The sequence below is a fragment of the Mesorhizobium sp. B2-4-14 genome, from assembly GCF_006442155.1.
Classification (GTDB): Bacteria; Pseudomonadota; Alphaproteobacteria; order Rhizobiales; family Rhizobiaceae; genus Mesorhizobium.
In genome coordinates, this window is record NZ_VFVA01000030.1 from 16,540 (window position 1) to 34,777 (window position 18,238).

At 64.5% G+C, this 18,238-nt stretch carries 18 protein-coding genes and 1 pseudogene; 6 read left to right on the forward strand and 13 right to left on the reverse strand.

Annotated elements, in window-relative coordinates; translation table 11 throughout:
- Positions 1–69: 69 nt before the first annotated feature.
- The 8 genes from FJ938_RS22400 to FJ938_RS22435 form a co-directional block, all read right to left on the reverse strand.
- Positions 70–2,724: an ABC transporter permease gene (locus FJ938_RS22400; RefSeq protein ID WP_140697526.1), complete on the reverse strand. Its 2,655-nt coding sequence runs from the start codon at positions 2,722–2,724 to the stop codon at positions 70–72.
- Positions 2,721–3,404, reverse strand: a complete 684-nt coding sequence (locus tag FJ938_RS22405; RefSeq protein WP_226890451.1) for an ABC transporter ATP-binding protein — start codon at positions 3,402–3,404, stop codon at positions 2,721–2,723. Before FJ938_RS22405 ends, FJ938_RS22400 begins: the two co-directional genes overlap by 4 nt.
- Entirely contained in the window at positions 3,397–4,059 is a 663-nt protein-coding gene (locus FJ938_RS22410; RefSeq protein ID WP_140697532.1) for an ABC transporter ATP-binding protein, read from the reverse strand. The genes FJ938_RS22405 and FJ938_RS22410 overlap by 8 nt, the downstream gene beginning before the upstream one ends.
- A 1-nt stretch (position 4,060) precedes the next feature.
- Positions 4,061–4,666 carry a hypothetical protein gene (locus FJ938_RS22415; RefSeq protein WP_140612866.1) on the reverse strand — a complete coding sequence of 202 codons (606 nt, stop codon included), beginning with the start codon at positions 4,664–4,666 and terminating at the stop codon, positions 4,061–4,063.
- 131 nt (positions 4,667–4,797) lie between these two features.
- Entirely contained in the window at positions 4,798–6,177 is a 1,380-nt protein-coding gene (locus FJ938_RS22420) for a HAMP domain-containing sensor histidine kinase (RefSeq protein WP_140612865.1), read from the reverse strand.
- Complete coding sequence (locus FJ938_RS22425; RefSeq protein ID WP_140612864.1) at positions 6,174–6,857, reverse strand: winged helix-turn-helix domain-containing protein; 684 nt, start codon at positions 6,855–6,857, stop codon at positions 6,174–6,176. The genes FJ938_RS22420 and FJ938_RS22425 overlap by 4 nt, the downstream gene beginning before the upstream one ends.
- Before the next feature lie 107 nt (positions 6,858–6,964).
- Positions 6,965–7,762: a hypothetical protein gene (locus FJ938_RS22430; RefSeq protein ID WP_140612863.1), complete on the reverse strand. Its 798-nt coding sequence runs from the start codon at positions 7,760–7,762 to the stop codon at positions 6,965–6,967.
- 27 nt (positions 7,763–7,789) lie between these two features.
- On the reverse strand, positions 7,790–8,047 hold the full coding sequence (locus FJ938_RS22435; protein ID WP_140612862.1) for a hypothetical protein: 258 nt from the start codon (positions 8,045–8,047) through the stop codon (positions 7,790–7,792).
- A 264-nt stretch (positions 8,048–8,311) separates the two neighbouring features.
- Between FJ938_RS22435 and FJ938_RS22440 the strand changes: the two genes are divergently transcribed.
- Positions 8,312–8,947, forward strand: coding sequence for an isoprenylcysteine carboxylmethyltransferase family protein (locus tag FJ938_RS22440; protein WP_140697535.1), 636 nt, complete (start codon positions 8,312–8,314; stop codon positions 8,945–8,947).
- Between the two features lie 149 nt (positions 8,948–9,096).
- On the opposite strand, the gene FJ938_RS22445 is transcribed toward FJ938_RS22440, so the two are convergent.
- A complete protein-coding gene (locus tag FJ938_RS22445) occupies positions 9,097–9,582 on the reverse strand; it encodes a hypothetical protein (protein ID WP_140697537.1) in 486 nt (161 codons plus the stop codon).
- Between the two features lie 217 nt (positions 9,583–9,799).
- Here FJ938_RS22445 and FJ938_RS22450 point away from each other — a divergent pair, with 217 nt between their 5' ends.
- Together FJ938_RS22450 and FJ938_RS22455 are read left to right on the forward strand one after the other, a co-directional pair.
- Positions 9,800–10,165: a RidA family protein gene (locus tag FJ938_RS22450; RefSeq protein ID WP_140697540.1), complete on the forward strand. Its 366-nt coding sequence runs from the start codon at positions 9,800–9,802 to the stop codon at positions 10,163–10,165.
- Positions 10,166–10,197: 32 nt separating this feature from the next.
- Positions 10,198–11,431: pseudogene (locus FJ938_RS22455) on the forward strand (amidohydrolase/deacetylase family metallohydrolase).
- 51 nt (positions 11,432–11,482) lie between these two features.
- Here FJ938_RS22455 and FJ938_RS22460 read toward each other — a convergent pair.
- The 3 genes from FJ938_RS22460 to FJ938_RS22470 all read right to left on the reverse strand — a co-directional run bounded on the left by FJ938_RS22460 (position 11,483) and on the right by FJ938_RS22470 (position 15,103).
- The gene (locus tag FJ938_RS22460) at positions 11,483–12,064 is read right to left on the reverse strand and encodes a CatB-related O-acetyltransferase (RefSeq protein WP_140697543.1); all 582 of its coding nucleotides are present in this window, start codon (positions 12,062–12,064) and stop codon (positions 11,483–11,485) included.
- Positions 12,065–12,171: 107 nt separating this feature from the next.
- Positions 12,172–13,968 carry an NAD(P)/FAD-dependent oxidoreductase gene (locus tag FJ938_RS22465; RefSeq protein WP_140697546.1) on the reverse strand — a complete coding sequence of 599 codons (1,797 nt, stop codon included), beginning with the start codon at positions 13,966–13,968 and terminating at the stop codon, positions 12,172–12,174.
- A gap of 202 nt (positions 13,969–14,170) precedes the next feature.
- Positions 14,171–15,103 (reverse strand): MurR/RpiR family transcriptional regulator, encoded by a 933-nt coding sequence (locus FJ938_RS22470; protein WP_140697548.1) that lies wholly within the window; start codon positions 15,101–15,103, stop codon positions 14,171–14,173.
- Between the two features lie 186 nt (positions 15,104–15,289).
- Here FJ938_RS22470 and FJ938_RS30065 point away from each other — a divergent pair, with 186 nt between their 5' ends.
- From FJ938_RS30065 to holA, 3 genes are all read left to right on the forward strand, one after another.
- Entirely contained in the window at positions 15,290–15,544 is a 255-nt protein-coding gene (locus FJ938_RS30065; protein ID WP_246673462.1) for a GNAT family N-acetyltransferase, read from the forward strand.
- The gene (locus FJ938_RS30070; RefSeq protein ID WP_246673464.1) at positions 15,514–15,696 is read left to right on the forward strand and encodes a hypothetical protein; all 183 of its coding nucleotides are present in this window, start codon (positions 15,514–15,516) and stop codon (positions 15,694–15,696) included. Before FJ938_RS30065 ends, FJ938_RS30070 begins: the two co-directional genes overlap by 31 nt.
- Before the next feature lie 252 nt (positions 15,697–15,948).
- Complete coding sequence (gene holA, locus FJ938_RS22480) at positions 15,949–16,992, forward strand: DNA polymerase III subunit delta (protein WP_140697551.1); 1,044 nt, start codon at positions 15,949–15,951, stop codon at positions 16,990–16,992.
- 288 nt (positions 16,993–17,280) lie between these two features.
- Here the strand turns inward: holA and FJ938_RS22490 are convergent, their stop codons facing one another.
- Positions 17,281–18,168 carry a ParB/RepB/Spo0J family partition protein gene (locus tag FJ938_RS22490; protein WP_140697553.1) on the reverse strand — a complete coding sequence of 296 codons (888 nt, stop codon included), beginning with the start codon at positions 18,166–18,168 and terminating at the stop codon, positions 17,281–17,283.
- Positions 18,169–18,238: the final 70 nt, after the last annotated feature.

Below are 18,238 nucleotides of genomic sequence, written 5' to 3' on the forward strand. Positions count from 1 at the left end.
CAAGCCTAGACCGTGGAGTTTTCGATGATCTGGCCGCAAATTTACAAATAGGTAAATCGACGTCCGGCTTCACAGGTCGCGCAGCAGTTCCGTTGCCTGTCCCGCCGATGGCCTGGCGGACAAAACGGCGGCAGCCACCGAAGCGGCGACGAGGCCGAGCACGGCTGCCAGATAGAGCCAGGGGATCGACAAGGCCTCGGGTGGCGGATCGAATACGCCGGTCAGCAGCTTGACCAACATCCACGCCGTCAGCAGCCCCGAAAGGAGGCCGAACGCCATGCCGCCGACAAGGATCAGCAGACCTTCGCCCCAAAGGAAGGCCGCGAGCTGGCGGGGTTTGGCGCCGATCGCGGCAAGGATGGCGAAAGGCCGGCGACGCTCGAAGAACCCCAGTGCCAGCATCAGCCCGGCGGCGGCCGCGGCCATGACGACCGCGAAGCCCAGTTCGATTGCCGTCAAGCCGCCAAGGTCGACCGCGGTCAGGCTCGAGCCGATGAGATGTGCGGCCTGACCGATGTCGGCCACCTTCAGCGTCTGATCAGAACGAAGGGCCGACGATGCCTGCCGCGCCAGCGCAGCGGGATCCGCCTTGGCCCGCATAAGCACGTATTCGGATGCATCGGAGCCGGTCATGCGGGCGACATAGGCTGAATTGGCGACAAGGAACGAATCCTTTGGCGCGGTCGGAAATTCGCGGGCGACGCCGATGAACTTGAAGACCACGGGATGATACTGGTGATCCCTGGCATCGACGAGCCGCAGGTTGATCGTATCGCCTTGCTGGAGCTGGAAATCCTGCACGGTCTCTTCCGACACCAGGACACCGTCCGGCGTCGCGGCGAGCAGGGCAAGCGTGCCGGCGGCGCTGGCGCCGCTGAAATAGGCGTCGGAAAGACCGGTCGCGCGTCCGATGCGATTGGGGTCGATGCCATAAAGATCCTGCAGGTCGGCGCCGACATAGGCGAAACGATGTTGCATGGGTTCGGCCGCCGCCGCATCGGGCAACGAGGCGAGCGCCGCGAGGTGGGCTCCGGCAGGTTTGTCCGTCGTGCCGAAGACGGTGACGTCGGAGCCGTTGGTGAGCTCGGCGTCGATGCGTGCCTGGGCATTGTAGGTGGTGTTGAAGACGGCCGTCGAGGTTGCGAAGGAGATGGCCAGCGCGGTCATCGCAATGCCGATCGTCAGGCGGCCCGATTGCCGCGACAGCGCGGCCGATACGATGGGCGCCAAGGCTCCCGATACCGGCGCGACAATCAATCTCAGGAGCGTGCCGTTGCGGGCGATGACTGTGGCCGACAGCCTGATGGTCAGCAGCGCCATGCCGAGCCAGAACAGGGCGGGGGCGACGAACGCCTTGTAGTCCACGGCTGTCGCGGCCACGCCTTCGGGCGCAAGCACGATCTGGTATCCGGTGCTCGCCGATTGCCAGAAGACCAATCCCGCCGCGGCGAGCAGCAGGCCGTCCAGCCACAGGCGCTGCCACAGCGGTGGATGTGGCCGGCTCACGGTGCGCCGCGCCGCCATCACGGTCGCCCAGCGCGCGTCCCGCCAGGCCGGGTAGAGAAAGGCGATGAGCCCGACCAGCAGTCCGAAGAAGGCGACAAGAAGCAGCCTCGGCTGGTCCACGCCAAGCGCAGCGTCAAGGCCTGGGGCGGCGATGCCAATGAGGAATACCACGGCCATGCCGAAGGCGGTTCCGCCAATGGCGGCGACGGCGGCCTCTGTCGCGGACAGAAGCAATATGTCCTTCGCCGTCGCGCCGCGGACGCGAAGCAGCGCCTGCTCGGTGCGCCGGCGTTCCGCGCCGGACGAGGTGACGGCAAAGGTAAGCGCGATCGCCAGGGCGATGCCAGGCAGTCCGAGGAACAGGAACAGCACGGAGGCGTACAACGCATCCTCGCGAACCGCGCCGAGGCGCGAGCCGAGATTGTCGGCGACCAGGGCCTGGCCGGCGACTCTTGCCTCGAGATTGCGCTGCGCGGCAGTGACAAAGGTATAGGCCGCGACCGGATCCGACGGCAGCGCCCCGTGCGCGAGCCGCACATGCAATTGCAGCCGGGTGGTGTCGGGGCGCGCCTTGCCCTGCGGATCGAACGATTGCCGCCAGGCTTCCTGCGGCAGGATGAGGACGTTGTCGGGCGGGGCCTGTGGCGCTGCCTGCGGCGGCAGACCGACAGCCTGGAACAAGGCGTCGGCGTCGGGCAGGTCGACCACGCCGGCAATCCTGACCTCCGTCGGCGGCAAACCCATCCGCCGGATCGAGACCGTGTCGCCGGGGGCAACATGGAGGTTGGCAGCGGTCTGCTGGGCAATCAGCGCACCATCGAGGCTACCGGAAAGCAGCCGGATTTCCGCCGGGAAATCGCTGGAATACCCGCTATCGAAAGCAACCACCTGGCCAGGCCCCGTGGTCTGGGTCGTACCGCCGGTTCGAGCCTCGAAGCCGGCGATATCGGCATAGCGGACCTGATGCACGGCCTTGACCGGAGCAGCTTCAGGCAGGGCCTTGCTGATGAGACCCGGATCGGCGCCGGAAATCACTTGCACCTGCCAATCGATCGGGACCGCCGACACGGCGCGGGCGGTCATCGATGCACCGGCATTGGCGAGAAAGAGCGCCATCGCCGCAAGCAGGGCGACCGTCAGCGCTATGCCGGCTGCGGTGCCCGCCACGCGCATGAAACGGCGAGCGAGCACACCACGAATCCACAGCAGGAACATCATGCCGCCGCGGTCCCCGGCCGAAGGCCGGTGGTGAGCCGGCCATGGTCCATCGTCCAGCGCGTCGCCATGCGCTTGGCCATGGCTTCGTCATGCGTGGCGACGACCAGGGCGACGTCGGTTCCTTCCAGGCGGTCGAGCACGGCGTCGAAGAAACGCAGCGCCGTTCGGCTGTCCAGCTGCCCGGTTGGTTCGTCGGCCAGCACAAGCTTCGGACCCATGACCAGGGCGCGCGCCATGGCAATACGCTGAGCCTGGCCGCCGGACAGTTCCTCCGGCAGTTTGTCGCCGAGTTCGCCGAGGCCGAACGATTGCAGAAGCGATGCCCCGATCTCCTCGGCGCCGGCATTCTCGCCGGCCAGCAGCAAGGGCAAGCCGACATTCTGGACGGCGGTTAGGGCGGGAAACAGGCTGGGCGACTGGAACACGAAGCCAATCTGGCGCGGCCTCAAGGCCTCGAATGTGCCGAGGCCGGGCCATTCGACAACGCCGGCGGTCGGCCTGTCGAGGCCGCCAAGAATATGCAGCAGCGTCGTCTTGCCGCTGCCGGAAGGTCCGACGAGCGCGATGCGCGCGCCCGACACGATCTCGCAGCCGACATTGCGCAGCACCTCGATCCGACCGGCGTTGCCATCCCGGAAGTCCCGCCCGAGGCCTTTTGCGACGACAAGCGTTTCACCCACGATCGATCCTCCCATCCTTCAGCCGGATGATGCGATCCGCCCGCTGCGCCAGCGCGTTGCTATGGGTGGCCAGCAGCGTCGCCAGTCCGGTGTCGCGCCTCGCCTCGAAATGAGCGATCAGCCTGGATTCGGTATCGCTATCGACCTCGGCGGTCGGCTCGTCTGCAACCAGGATCAGCGGGTCGGCGGCCAGGGCCACCGCAAGGCCCGCCCGCGCCGTCTCGCCGCCGGACAGCTCGGTCGGAAAGGCATGTGCGCGATGCGCAAGGCCGACGCTTTCCAGCAGGCCGGCCATTCGCCGGTCATCCGACTTCTTCGCCAGAAGCATCTGCAATCGAAGATTCTGCTCGACATTCAGATGGCCGAACAGGTTTCCCGATTGCAGCAGAATGCCGAAGCTGGCGGCGCGAACACGCGTGCGATGGGCCTCCGGTCGCCGGGTCAGCCGGACGCCGGACACCTCGACGTAGCCGCCATCCGGTTCATCGAGGCCGGTTACGCAGGCCAGCAAGGTGGATTTGCCGCTGCCGGAGGGCCCGACCAGGGCAACGATCTCGCCGGCGGCGACGTGGAAACTGACGCCCCGCAACGCGGCTGTCTCGTCATCGCCTATGTGGAAGAACCGATAGATCTCATGCGCGTCCAACGCGTGCATCTCATTTCCACCGGAACGAGCTGGACATCAGCTGCCACTGATCGACATTGTCGGCGCCCTTGGGCGCGTAGAGTTCGAGCACGACGAGCTTGCCGTCCTTGAAATAGAGATAACGCTCGTTCTCGAGGCGAACCTGCCGGTTGGTTACCGCGTTCGGTTCGGAGTTCGAGGTGTAGACAATGCGGATCGCGGCCCCGGCCGGCAGCTTGACCTGTTTGACGGCGCTCACCCGCACAGCGCGCCCGGCGGCCTCGAGCTTGACGACATCGTTCGCCTTGACGCTGTCGACGGTCGGCGCGGTATCCGCCTTGGAAACCGAGACGACGACGCCATCCAGCTTGTCGACGAAGCTGGCGCCGTCGGCACGATCCGACCGTGCCCAACCCTCCGGCACCTTCAGGGTGAACCCTTCTGGTGAAGTATAGTCGATGAAAACCTGCGTATCGGGGATGTCGCCCGGAGGATTTTTCTCCGGTTGGACGGGTTTCTCGGCAGCCGAGGCCGGCAGGCAGCCAAGCACCGGAGCCAGGACAGCTGTCGTTCCCAGGCATGCTGTGAAGGCGAGAACCGGCAGGACGCCGATGGTTTTCCGAAAATGGGTTCTCATTTTCCGCAGCCTTTCGATGGAAGGTGAAGTCCATCCAGTATGGCGCTGCAAGCTTACGGGCGGGTCGCCGGTCTCATACGCTTTTGTAAGCTATCGGCGCGTTGGCAAGCTTTCGGCTTCGGCTTCCGGCTCTATGGCGCCGGCGATTTTACCAGCGGAAAGCTCACCACCACGGCGAGCCCGGGCCGGCAGTCCTCCAACGTAATGGATGCGCCGTGTAGATCGGCAATGGCCCTGACAAGGCTCAGCCCAAGGCCGCTGCCCGGTGTCGAGCGGCTGTGGTCCAGCCGGTACAGCCGCTGAAACACCCTTTCGCGTTCGCCCATCGGAATGCCGGGTCCGTTGTCGGCGACGCTGGCAAGAACACGATCGCCCTGACGCGTCACCGACAGTTTGATGGTCGTGCCGGACGGGCAATGGCGAAGCGCGTTCTCCACCAGATTGGCGAACATCTGGGTCAACAGTTCGCGGTCGCCATGGATTCGGTCCGCGGCCTCCTTCAGTTGCCTGGATGACAGCAGCTTGCCGTCGTCCTCGGCGACATCGGTATAGATCTCCGCTATGATTTGCAGGATCTCGTCGAGGTCGACATCGGTGAAGCGCGCCTTGCGCGCGCCGGCCTCGATCTGTGCTATCCGCAACAGCGCGTCGAAGGTCTCGTTGATCTGATGGCCCTCGGCCCGCGCATCGGCGAGATCGTCCGATACGTCCTGATCCTGCGCTGCCTTGTCGGCGGCGCCTTCCAGGATCATCTGCAGGCGATTGAGCGGTGTCTTCAGATCGTGCGCGATGTTGGTGCTGACCTGTTTCATGCCGTCAACCAGGCTCGACAGCCGGTCGAGCGCCGCATTGACCTGGCTGGAGACGATGTCGATGTCGTCGCCATTGCCGGTCAGCGGAATGCGTGTATCCAGCCGGCCATGCGAGACATCGACCATGGTGGCGGCAATGCCGTCGAGACGGCGCTGGACGCGCGAGGCGAGCAGCGCGCCGCCGGCGACCGCCAGCCCGGTGATGATCAGGGTTGCCCAGCCGAAGCTCATCAGCATGATCGTTTCCAGTTCGTCCGTCTCGGACAGGCTGAATGCGATCGTCAGGGTGTTGCCGCCGACCGCGCCGGAATAGGCGCGGTATTCGGTATCCGGAGGAATGCCGGGCATTTCGGCGCCGAACAACGAAAAGCCGTCAGGAAGACCCGCCGCGGTGAAATTGCCGGCCAGACGGTTGCCGGCCGCGTCGGTCAGCGAAAAAAGCTGTTCCTTCTTCGGGTTGCGCATGGAGTGGCTTTCAACGGTCTCCATCAATTCCTTGAGATCGCTGTCGGAATAGGTCGCGGCGACGACGGAATAGGTTTCCTTGATGCTCTCGTCGAGCTGTTCGGCAAGATCGGCGCTCATCATCTGGTAGACGATGGCGCCCGACAGCACGAAAGCCAGCATGAACAGGAAGGCGAATGTCAGGGCGAGCCGGAACGGCGTGCTGCGCGGCAGGCGGGCCCATCCTTCCATCATGGCGCGAGCGGTGCGTGCAGGCTGTAGCCGGTGTTACGGACTGTGTGGATCAGCTGGGTTTCGAACGGCTTGTCGATCTTGGCCCGTAGCCGGCTGATATGGGTTTCGACGACGCTGGTCTTGGGGTCGAAGTGAAAGTCCCAGACGCGTTCCAGAAGCATTGTGCGGGTGATCACGCGGCCCTCGCCGCGCATCAGCACTTCCAGCAGGCTGAACTCGCGTGGCTGCAGGTCGATCGGCTGGCCTTGCCGCGTGACGCGGCGCATGATGAGGTCCATTTCGAGATCGCCAACCCGCAGAACCGTCTTCTGTTCCTGCGCCGCCGGCCGCCGGCCAAGCGCATTGATGCGGGCAAGCAGCTCGGAAAAGGCGAAGGGCTTGACCAGATAATCGTCGCCGCCCGCCTCCAGGCCCTCGACGCGGTCGTCGACGCCGCCGACGGAGGTGAGAAAGATAGCCGGCGTGCGCACGCCGGCGGCACGGACCGCCTTGACCATCGACAGGCCGTCGAGACCCGGGATCATGCGATCGGCTATGATCACGTCATAGGCGCCGCTGGTCGCGGCGAAAAGCGCGTCATGTCCGTTGCGCAGGAGGTCGCAGACATGGCCGGCCTCTGTCAGCCCCCTGACGATGTAATCGGCGGTCCTTTGATCGTCCTCGACGAGAAGAAGTCGCATCGCTGTTCCGGTTGAATGCCGATACCGCGAACAGGCTATCACCGGCGCGGGTTCGTTCCTAGGATGGCCGTGACGCCTGCCAGGCGCGGCACGCGCCCGCCGTGGGTTTATTCCGACTCCAGCAGGATCTCGTCCAGCTCATCGGCCTTCTTCCTGAGCGTCATGTAGAGGACAAGGGCGACGATGCAGCCGAGGAAGATCAGGCTGGTGAAGGTGGTGCCGAAGCCGAGGCCGCCATATTCGACCGGCTGCGACAGCAGATCGCCGAAGGAGGCGCCAAGCGGCCGCGTCAGGATATAGGCCAGCCAGAAGGCCAGGATGGCGTCCAGAACGAACAGGTAATAGGCGAGCGCGATGAGCGCGATCACGCCGCCGAACAGCAGGCCCGTGGTCAGATAGCCCATGTTGAAGCTCTCGGCGACAAGGTCGCCCGCGGCCGTGCCGAGCGAGAAGGTGAAGAGGATCGCCAGCCAGTAGAAGACCTCGCGCCTGGTCGTGAAGATGGTGTGGATCGAAAGCGTCCGTTCGCTCGCGTACCAGACCGCGAAGGTCGCCACGAGCACCACGCTGAAAGCAATCGTCGTGGTCTGCAGCCGCACGCCGAAATTGTCGACGAGGTTGTCGGTGATCAGCGTGCCGACGACGCTGATCAGCACCACCGCCAGCCAGTAGGCCCAGGGCACGTAACGTTTCTGGGCGAACTGGAGGACAAGGGCGACGATCAGGACACCGGTCATGATCAATGACGTGACGGTCAGCCCGAGCCCGAGGTTGACAGTGAGATAGTCGGCCGCCGTTTCGCCCATGGTCACCGCCATCAGCTTGATCAGCCAGAAATCGACAGTGACCTCGGGGACCCTGTTCTGGCTCGGTGCGGCGATGTTTTGCGTGTTGGAAGAAAGCATGGCGACCGTCCTGATGGTTCGCGAAAATTACTTGCCCATGACTTTCATGGCCTGGGCGAAGAAGTCGTCGGCGCGCTTGTCGTCATCCGCGTTGCAGCGTTCGATGCCCTTGGTCTCCAGTTCCGAGACCTTGTTCTTGTCCGCGTCGCCAAGCTTTGCCGTCGCCTCCGCCGCGCGCAGCGCCTTCAGCGTCTCTTCGCAAGGCGCCGTGGCCGCGAAAACGGAGGAGACCGGACCGGAAACGGCGACGATGCCCAGTGCGATGGCGAGCGCGTATCTTCTCATGAGATGTTTTCCTGTCTGGTGCCGGTTGCCCGGCTGTCGGTTGATTATGGCTCGCAGGAGGAGCAAGCCGGCATCTCGACAGTAGGGACGCGAATTCACGCTCGCCTGTCCGCCGCCATACAATTTCGTAAGAATGGGCGCCGATCGGCCAAAAGGCCTTTACGAAACCCTCGAGGTGCGCTGATAGAAGGCCACTGCCTTGCATCCGCCATCAATGGCGTGCCCCAGTGCTCCCGGGCCTGTCAGCGCCCAAGGAAAACACCGATGACCTACGCGCCCCTCAAGCCGGTTTCCGATGCCTTTGTCCAGCGCAAGCGACTGATCTTCGTGCGGGTCGCGGCGGTATTCGCCGTGCTGCTTCTGTTTTTCGCCAAGCCAGCCTTGAGCGAGGGTTCGAGCGGCCATGAGACGCTCGAGCATCTTGGCCTCAGCCTGGTGCTCGTCTGTATCGTCGGGCGGCTGTGGAGCATCCTCTATGTCGGCGGCAAGAAGAACCAGGAACTGGTCACGACCGGACCGTTTTCGATGACCCAGAACCCGCTCTATTTCTTTTCGACAGTGGGCGCGGTCGGCATCGGATTGATCTATGGCTCCCTGATGGCGGCGCTGCTGCTGGGCGCCGCCTCCTTCTTCATCTTTCGCGTCACCGCCCGCAAGGAAGCCGGATTCCTGCTGGGCAAGTTCGGGCCGGCCTATAGCGCCTATGTCGAGGCGACGCCCCGGTTCTGGCCGAACCCGCTGCTCTACCGCGACCATGACGAGCTGCAGTTCTCGACGCGCGCGCTCAAGCGCACCTTCCTCGACGGGCTTTATTTCCTCGCCATCTTCCCGGTCATCGAGCTGATCGAATATTTCCGGGAGACGGGCCTGCTGTTCCCGGCCTTCGTCACGCTCTACTGATCATCCGCGCCCGCCCTGCAATCGGGAAAATCGTTTCAGGTCGTTCGGCGCTTCGACCAGTGCGGTTCAGCGTCAGGATCGCCGGCCGCTCCAAGCCTCTGTATCCATGCAATTCCGGACGAAGCCGCGATGCGCGGTCCAGGAATACGCTATGCTCTCAGCGGATAAGGCATGTAGCCGACGAAGCCCGCGATCTTCCAGCTTCCGCCGACCTTCCTGCAGAAATACAGCGTCTGCCATTTCAGCCTGTCGACGCCGCCATCCGCCTTGGCGACGGAGCCGTCGAACTTCTTGTGCAGCACGGCGCGGTCGCCATCGACATCGATGTCGCGCAGATTGGCGACACGGAACAGCGCCTCGCGCAGCGGTTCCGCGAACTTGGTCGCCGCCGTCTCCTTGGCCTGGCGCAGCCACTCGTCGCGATAGACTTCCAGCCTCGGGAACTGCAGCCGCCAGGCGTCGGCATTGGCGAGGAAATGCGCGTGCATGCCGAAAAAGCTTTCAGCGACGAAATCATTCTCCACCATCGACCAGTCCTGGCTGATGAAGGCGTCGATATCGCGCCGCACCAGCATCTCCCACAGGGCGTGGCGATCAGCGTCGCCCGATGGAAACGGGTTCTTGTCGAAGGTCATTGTCGGGTTCTCCGGTCTCGCAAAGGCATCTGTTCGTCGCGGCTTTTAGGCCGTCCGGCAAGCGCCCACGATGCAAGCGCTTCTGTAATAAAGCAACACGGATTTCGAAGAATGTTGCTTTCCAACAAGACCTCTATCGGGATCGCCCCGATCGCGGTAAATCTGCGCCAAGCGGGCGCCGTCCTGGCGCCGCGTCGCGTCATCGGAGGAGCATCCCTTGCCCAAGCAGACTTTTGGAACATCCCATGTGCCGCTGTCACCCGCCGTGCGAGCCGGCGATTTCGTCTATGTCTCGGGCCAGGTCCCGGTCGGCGGCGACGGCATCGTGGTGAAAGGCGGCATTACCGAACAGACCGAGCAGGTGCTCGCCAATGTGAAGGCCGCACTCGCTTTGGCCGGATGCACCCTGGACGATGTGGTCAAAACCACCGTCTGGCTCGAGGACGCGCGCGATTTCGGCGCCTTCAATGCCGTCTACGCCAGGCACTTTCCCAAGAACCCGCCGACCCGCACCACGGTCGAATCGCGGCTGATGATCGATATCAAGATCGAGGTCGAGGCGGTCGCCTATCGGCCGGTCTGACAAAAAGCCCTGAAGAAGTGGAGGTTCTCCCAATGCAATTCGACCTCCTGCTGAAGGGCGGACGGCTGATCGATCCGGCATCCGGGCTCGACGCGCCACGCGATGTCGCCATCGCCAATGGCCGTGTCGCGGCGCTCGCCCCCGACATCCCGGCGGACCGCGCCAATCAGGTCGTCGATGCAACGGGGTGCATCGTCGCGCCAGGCCTGATCGACCTGCACAGCCACGTCTATTGGGGCGGCACCTCGCTCGGCGTCGATGCCGACCGGCTTGCCGCCAAGAGCGGCACCACCACCTTCATCGATGCGGGCAGCGCAGGCGCCGGCAATTTCCTTGGCTTCCGCCGCCACGTCATGGAGCGTTCGAAGGTGCGCATCCTGGCCTATGTCAACATTTCCTTTGCCGGCATCTTCGGCTTCTCGCAGAAGGTGTCGGTCGGCGAGTGCAGCGATCTCAGGCTGTGCGAACCGCGCGAGGTGGTCGCGGCGGTGCGTGAGCACGCCGACGTCGTCGTCGGCGTCAAGGTCCGTTCCGGCAAGCATGCCGGCGGCAGCAGCGGCATAGCGCCGGTCGATCTTGCGCTGGAGGCCGCCGACAAGGCCGGCCTGCCGCTGATGGCGCATATCGACGAGCCGCCGCCCGGGCGCTCGGAAGTGCTGCCGCGCCTGCGCCGGGGCGATATCCTCACCCATTGCTTCCGGCCGTTCCCCAACGCGCCGGTCTTTGCTTCTGGCGCGGTGCGCCGATATGCGGCTGGCGCGCGAGCGCGGCGTCATCTTCGATCTCGGCCATGGCATGGGCTCGTTCGACTTCGACGTCGCCCGCGCCATGCTCGCCGAAGGGCTAGCGCCCGACGTCATCTCGAGCGACGTGCATCTCTACTGCGTCGACGGCCCGGCCTTCGACATACTGGTCTGCATGTCGAAGCTGATCGCGCTCGGCATGCCGCTGGTCGAGGTGCTGCGCGCCGCGACGCAGGCCCCGGCGCGGGCGATCGCGCGGCCCGATCTCGGCACGCTGGCTGTCGGCGCTGTCGGCGACGTCGCCGTGCTTCGCCAGCGGTCGGGCCGCTTCACTTTCGTCGACGCTGTCGGCGCCTCGTTGGTCGCCGACCAGCGGCTGGTGTCGGAAGGCATCGTCATCGGCGGCACGTGGTGGCCGAACGAGGCGGTGAACGACCTCGGCGAGACCGAGCGTTTCGAGGCGCATGCGCATCACACCCATGTCGAAGTCGCGGCCCGGCACTTCGGACATCGGCACGAGTAAGCCTTGCCAGCGAGGTCGGGGTTTCAGCGGTCAGATGACTGCCGGGGGCAGTTATGCCAGGTCCAGCGCGCTCAGGAAACTTGCAACATCCATCGTCGTCAGGAGCTCGATACGCGCGCGGATCAGATCATCGCTCCAGTCCCACCACTGCAACGACTGCAGGCGCTCGATGACATCGGGCGCGAACCGGTAGCGCATCACACGAGCCGGATTGCCGACCGCGATGGCATAGGGCGGGATCTCCCTGGTGACGATGCTGCCGGCACCGATCACCGCTCCATTGCCGATCGTGACGCCGCTGAGGATGACACTGCGGGCACCGATCCAGACGTCATGGCCGACCGTGATCGGACCCTTGCCGACGGTTCCATTTCCGTTGCGGATCTTCCCGTCCACGGATTGGATCGGATAGGTGGTTGCGCTGTCGAGGCGGTGTTCAGCCGCGCAGATAAAGAGAACATCGGGGCCGATCGAACAGAAAGATCCTATCCGCACCGGCACGGTTTCACGCGGAACGAAGAACGATTTCTTGCTGAGGCCGTAAGTATGACGCCCGATCTCGACACCTGGCAGTGGCGGCAACGGGTCCTTTTTCAGTCCAAGCTTGATGCGAAGCCCTCTTAGAAATCCCATCGGCGTCCTCCCCCGAGTCGCCGGGCACTATAGCGGGAATCCTCACGGCACCTGAAACCTTCGCGGATGATTTTTCGTCCGGGCTGGTCCGGTGGCCCCAGCTCCTTTCAATTCCGGCGTGAGGAATTGCTCGGCGGCCCATAAACCGGCGTCGCGATGCCTTCCATGCGCGCCTTGATCTGAAGCGCCACATATTTCGAATAGAAGCGCGACAGCGCCAGGTTGCCGCCATGGAACCACAGCGCTTCCTGTGCCGTCGGCTTCCACATATTGCGCAATTCGCCTTGCCACGGGCCGGGGTCACCCTTGACGCCGGAGCCAAGGCCCCAGCAGGGACCGACCTTGTCGGCGACCTCACGCGAGACGAGCGCGGCCACGTTCTCGTTCATCGACTGGTAGCCGGTGCAGGCGATGATGGCGTCGGCCTCGAGCTCGGTGCCGTCCTCGAACAGGATGCCGTTCGGCGTCAGCGACTTGATCGCCACGCCGCTGCGGATGCCGATCTTGCCGTCGATGATCAGGTCCGAAGCGCCGACGTCGATGTAGTAGCCCGAGCCGGTGCGGTAGGCCTTCATCAGAAGGCCCGTCTCGTCGTCGCCGAAATCGATGGCGAAGCCGGAAGCGCTGAGGCGCTCGTAGAAGCCCGCGTCGCGCGCCCGGACGACGTCGTAGAGCGCCCGCTGGCCCCTGGGCACCAGAGCGAACGGCGTCGAGGCGACAATCATGTCGGCCTTCTCGGTGGTGATGCCGCGCGCCAGCGCGCTTTCCGAGAAGATTTCGAAGCCTACTTCCATAAGCGTGTCCGATTTGACCACGGTGGTCGGCGAGCGCTGGATCATAGTGACGTCGGCGCCGCTCTCCCAAAGGTCGACGCAGACGTCATGCCCGGAGCTTGCCGCGCCGATGACCGCGACCTTCCTGCCACGGAATTTCTCGCCGCTCGAATACTGGCTTGAATGCAGCAACTCGCCCTTGAACTGGTCCGCGCCGGCCAGGTCGATCTTTCGCGGCGGCCCGTAGGCGCCGGTGGCGAAGACGATGTGCTTCGGCTTCAGCGTGACCTGCCTGCCGACGCGATCGACCACCACCGTCCAGACCTTCTCCGCCTCGTCATAGCTGGCGCTGAGACACTTGGTGGCGGCCCAATAATTGAGCTCCATGACGCGCGTGTACATTTCCAGCCAGTCGCCCATCTTGTCCTTGGGCGTGAAGACCGGCCAGTTATCGGGAAACGGAATGTAGGGCAGATGGTCGTACCAGACCGGATCGTGCAGCACGAGCGTGCGGTAGCGGTTGCGCCAGGAATCGCCTGGCCTCGCGTTCTTCTCGATGACGATGGTCGGCACGCCGAGCTGCCTGAGACGCGCGCCGAGCATGATGCCGCCCTGGCCGCCACCGATGACCAGGCAATAAGGCTGGTCGGAGGCGCCAAGTTCGCGCGTCTCGCGCGCCCGCGCCTCCGACCAGGTCTCGCGCTCGGGGTCGGCCTTGTGGCGCACGCCGAGCGGCCGCGCCGCGCCCTTGCGCTCCTCGAAGCCTTTCAGATCCGTCATGGCGGTGAACAATGTCCGGCAGCGCCCGTCGCGAAGGCGCATGATGCCTTGTCCCGAGGCGACCGCGGTCTCGAATGTGAACCAGGCTTCGATCGTGCCTTCGTCCGAGGTCGCCTCGCCGCTGAGCTGCCAAGCGGTGGGCTTCGTCGTCGCCAGCGTCGCCTTGAGCATATCGCCGATGGCCTCGCGGCCTTCCATGGTCTTCACATTCCAGGTGAAGGTCAGAAGATCGCGCCAGTAGCAATCGTCGACGAACAGATTGCCGGCCGCCGCCACGTCGCCGGCGTCAAGCGTCTGCGCAAAGGAGCCGAGCCATGCGGCGGCCTGTTTCGTTGGTGCCATTTCGAGCATGTCTTCCCTCTTCCTCCAATGCGCCCCATGCAGGGGCGGTAAATTGTCGAACCCGGCGTTGCCCCTCATCCGCCTGCCGGCACCTTCTCCCCGTGAGGACGGGGAGAAGGGACTTGGCCGCGACGCCGGCGATCCCCTCCCCCGTCCTTTACGGGGAGAGGGTAAGAGTGAGGGGCAGCGCTGACGCGGCATAAACTGGCCGTCAATCCCCCAGCGGCTCCATCTCCTTGCCGGTGCGGTGGATCTGGGCGTTGTACTTGATGCGGCGCACCGTCTCGCGCGCCGGGCCGTCGAGCTTATAAGCCGAGGCCACCGCCAAGAGGTCGATCATCGCCAAGAAGGCGAAGCGCGATGCGGTCGGCTTCAGCGTGTCGGGATATTCGGGCACGGCAACCGTCAGCCTGACATCGCAGGCACGCGCAAGCTCGGTGTCGGGCGCGGTCACGGCGATGGCGTTGGCGCGGTAGTGCTTGGCGAGTTCGACGGCCTCGATCACCTCGCGCGTGCGCCCGGTCGCCGAAATGGCGATCACCAGATCGCCGGGTTTCAGCGTCGAGGCGGTCATGCGCATCAGATAGGGGTCGCATTGAGCGCTGATCGATATGCCGTAGCGAAACAGCCGGTATTGCGTTTCCTGCGCCAGTGCCGAGGAACTGCCGCCGAGGCCGAAGACGGTAACCTGGCGCGCCTTGGCAATGAGTTCGGCGGCTTTTTGCAGCTGCGCCGGGTCGAGTTGGCGCTCGGCCTCCTGCAGGGCCCGGCGTGCTTCGCCGAACACGGCGTTCCAGAACGGCATGCCGTTGTCGCCGCTGGTCGCCGGCGGCTTGGCCAGATAAAGCGCGCCGACGACAAGGCTCTGCGCCAGCTTCAGCTTGAAATCGCGCACGCCCTCGCAGCCAATGGCACGGCAGAACCGGGTGACCGTCGGTTCGCTGACCCCGGCGCGCTGGGCAAGGGCCGCATTGGAGGCGTCGACGGCGTATTTGACGTCGTCCAACACGACATCGGCGACGCGGCGCTCGGCCGGGCGCAGCTCGGCATAGGAATCCTTGACCAGCGAGATGATGTCAGGGATGCGCCGGAGGTCGCGCCCTTCCAGATCGCTGCTCACTTCCTGGCTGTCAGCTTCGGTCATCAAGTCGGTCTTCCCTGTCTTTTCGACCTCACCTCTTACCATGTTTGCACGCTGTCGTTCCATGCGCCTGGCCATGGGTGCAACCGGTGCTCCGGGCAGGCCGGGCTGAATTTTCGCCCGGCCGAGGAGGCCGACATACCGTTTCTGTCGCGGCTCTACGCCTCGACCCGCGTCGAAGAACTCGCCGTGACGGATTGGAGCGAGGCGCAGAAGGCTGCCTTCCTCGACATGCAGTTCCAGGCGCAGCGCGCCCACCATATCAGGCACTATCCCGAGGCAGAGTGGCTGGTGGTGAACCGCGTCGGGCAGAATATAGGGCGTCTCTATATCGAACGCTGGCCGAGCCAGCATCGCATCATCGACATCGCTTTCCTGCCGGCATACCGCCGCAACGGCTATGGTTCGCCCTGTTGCGCGACCTGGTCAAGGAGGCATGGTTAGCCGGCAAATCAGCCTCGATCCATGTCGAAAAGAACAATCCGGCGCGGCAGCTCAATGTCAGGCTCGGCTTCACGGTCGTCGAGGACAAGGGCGTCTACGACCTGATGGCCTGCGCGCCCCCGGTGGCACCGAATCAGCCAAGGCTGAAGTAGCACGCGGCTAAACGCCGGTGATCCGATCCGGCAAAATCCGCCTAGACGTCGTCCCTATGCAGGTCGCCCAAAAGTGGCCTCGGTTTTGGGAGAACGACATGCCGTGAAAACAAAGACCTAAATCCTTTCGACACGACGTGCTTTGGCCTTGCCGTCAGGCCTCCCCAAGGAGTGAAGAGGGCGAGGAGGCGCCCTGCCAAATCTCGAACTACCATTGTTCACCCCTGGCTCCAGCCATGCTAACCACCTTTCATGGCACAGAAGAAAGCTTTCGAGGTCGATTCCTGGCTGTCGCGGCCCGATCCGCGCACCTCGATCGTCCTGCTCTATGGTCCTGATCGGGGGCTCGTTTCCGAGCGGGCGAAAGCCTTTGCCGAAAAGACCGGGCTGCCGCTGGATGATCCGTTCTCCGTAGTCCGGCTCGAGGGCTCGGAGGTCGACCGCGACGAGGGCCGGCTGCTCGACGAAGCCCGCACCGTGCCGATGTTTTCCGACCGGCGGCTGCTGTGGGTGCGCAACGCCACCGGCCAGAAGGCGCTGGCCGACGACGTCAAGGCGTTGACAGCGGAGCCCGCGCGGGACGCCATCATCCTGATCGAAGCCGGCGATCTCAAGAAGGGCGTTGGCCTGCGCGCCGTGGTCGAAGGCGCTGACAACGCCATGGCGCTGCCCTGCTACGCCGACGAGGCCCGCGACATCGACACGGTCATCGACGACGAGCTGCGCAAGGCCGGCATGTCGATGACGCTGGAGGCAAGGCAGGCGCTGCGCCGCAATCTCGGCGGCGACCGGCTGGCCTCGCGTGGCGAGATCGAGAAGCTCGTCCTCTACGCTCACGGGCAGAAGGAGATCGGGCTGGAAGAGGTCAGGGCGATGTCCGGCGACGTGTCCGGCGCCTCGTTCGACGACGCCGTGGATGCGCTTCTCGAAGGCAAGATCGGCGACTTCGACACCGCTTTCACCCGCCACTGCCAATCCGGCGGCCCGCCTTTTCTCGTTCTGTCCTCCGCCATGCGGCAATTGCAGCAGATCCAGGTCATGCGCGGCCAGATGGAATCGAGCGGCCGCAACGCGGCCTCGGTCGTTGCCGGCGCGCGCCCGCCGGTTTTCTTCTCGCGACGCAAGCTGGTGGAGAAGGCGCTGGAACGCTGGAGCAGCGAAGCGCTTGGCCGCGCGCTGACCCGGCTGCAGACGGCGGTGCTGCAGACACGGCGCAGACCAGACCTCTCCGTCGCACTGGCAAGACAGGCGCTGCTGGGGATAGCGGTTGAGAGCGCGAGATTGGCGCAGCGGTAGTTAGCTGTGGGCGGATAGCCAACTATCAACGTCAGCGCCGCCCCTTTATTGCCCTGCCGGGCATTTCTCCCCGTATAGCGACGGGGAAGGGCAGTTGCAGCCTTGGCGCTTGTTCCGAAACGCAGACGATTGGCGAAAACATCGGCGAAAGCCTCCCTCTCCCCGTCTCTATGCGGCGAGAGGATGCCGGCAGGCAGGTGAGGGGCAGCGCCAACGTTCGGCAAGTACGGGCATGAAAACAACCGATAGCGAAAAAAGAGCCAAGCGATTCGCAAAGTTCGCCGGCTATCAGTCTCGCTTCAACCTGCGGCAAACCTCGTCCAGTTGCTCAAGGCTGCGATAGGCGACCCGAAGCAGGCCGCCGCCTTTGCCCTTGTGGTCGACGGTCACGATCATGCCGAGCGTGTCGGTCAGCAGCTTTTCGAGCGCCAGCGTATCCGCGTCTTTCTGTTCCGGCGTGGCCGCGGGCCGAGCTTCTTTCGCGGCGCTGCCGGCCGGCATCTGCGCCAGCGCCTCGGCCTGGCGCACGGAAAGCCCCTCCTCGACGATGCGCTTGGCGAGGCCGGCCGGATCCTCCGCCGTCACCAGCGTGCGGGCATGCCCCGCCGACAACACGCCGTCGATCAGCATGTCGCGGATCACGTCAGGCAATTTCAGCAGCCGCAGCGTATTGGCGACATGGCTGCGGCTCTTGCCGATCACCTGGCCGAGATCGGCCTGTGTATAGCCATGGTCGTCGATCAGCTGCTGGTAGCCCTGCGCTTCCTCGACCGCGTTGAGGTCGGCACGCTGGACGTTCTCTATGATCGCCAGTTCGAGCGCGGTGCGGTCATTGACATCGCGAATGATGACCGGGATTTCGGTCAGCCCGGCGCGCTGTGCCGCCCGCCAGCGGCGCTCGCCGGCGATGATCTCGTAGCGGCCGGCCTGTGTCGGCGATGGCCGCGCGACGACCGGCTGCACGACGCCATGTTCGCGGATCGACTGAGCCAGATCGGTAAGTTCGGCGTCACCAAAATGCCGGCGTGGATTCTTCGGGTTGGGACTGAGAAACTCGATCGGCACCTTGCCATCGGCGCTCATGCCGGGCTTTTCCGGCGCCGCCGGGCGATCGATCTCGCCGATCAGCGCTGCCAGTCCCCGCCCCAATCTTTTTCTCGAAAGGTCTTCGCTCATCTTTATTCCAGGCTTCAGATGGTTGTCTTTAGATCGTTTCGGTATCGAATCGGCTGTTGATTATGCGCAG

Excerpts from the sequence above, each read along its gene's own strand:
- FJ938_RS22400 (WP_140697526.1), bottom strand. The coding sequence starts at position 2,724 with ATGATGTTCCTGCTGTGGATTCGTGGTGTGCTCGCTCGCCGTTTCATG.
- FJ938_RS22410 (WP_140697532.1), bottom strand. The coding sequence starts at position 4,059 with ATGCACGCGTTGGACGCGCATGAGATCTATCGGTTCTTCCACATAGGC.
- FJ938_RS22415 (WP_140612866.1), bottom strand. The coding sequence starts at position 4,666 with ATGAGAACCCATTTTCGGAAAACCATCGGCGTCCTGCCGGTTCTCGCC.
- FJ938_RS22420 (WP_140612865.1), bottom strand. The coding sequence starts at position 6,177 with ATGATGGAAGGATGGGCCCGCCTGCCGCGCAGCACGCCGTTCCGGCTC.
- FJ938_RS22425 (WP_140612864.1), bottom strand. The coding sequence starts at position 6,857 with ATGCGACTTCTTCTCGTCGAGGACGATCAAAGGACCGCCGATTACATC.
- FJ938_RS22430 (WP_140612863.1), bottom strand. The coding sequence starts at position 7,762 with ATGCTTTCTTCCAACACGCAAAACATCGCCGCACCGAGCCAGAACAGG.
- FJ938_RS22435 (WP_140612862.1), bottom strand. The coding sequence starts at position 8,047 with ATGAGAAGATACGCGCTCGCCATCGCACTGGGCATCGTCGCCGTTTCC.
- FJ938_RS22440 (WP_140697535.1), top strand. The coding sequence starts at position 8,312 with ATGACCTACGCGCCCCTCAAGCCGGTTTCCGATGCCTTTGTCCAGCGC.
- FJ938_RS22445 (WP_140697537.1), bottom strand. The coding sequence starts at position 9,582 with ATGACCTTCGACAAGAACCCGTTTCCATCGGGCGACGCTGATCGCCAC.
- FJ938_RS22460 (WP_140697543.1), bottom strand. The coding sequence starts at position 12,064 with ATGGGATTTCTAAGAGGGCTTCGCATCAAGCTTGGACTGAAAAAGGAC.
- FJ938_RS22465 (WP_140697546.1), bottom strand. The coding sequence starts at position 13,968 with ATGCTCGAAATGGCACCAACGAAACAGGCCGCCGCATGGCTCGGCTCC.
- FJ938_RS22470 (WP_140697548.1), bottom strand. The coding sequence starts at position 15,103 with ATGACCGAAGCTGACAGCCAGGAAGTGAGCAGCGATCTGGAAGGGCGC.
- holA (WP_140697551.1), top strand. The coding sequence starts at position 15,949 with ATGGCACAGAAGAAAGCTTTCGAGGTCGATTCCTGGCTGTCGCGGCCC.
- FJ938_RS22490 (WP_140697553.1), bottom strand. The coding sequence starts at position 18,168 with ATGAGCGAAGACCTTTCGAGAAAAAGATTGGGGCGGGGACTGGCAGCG.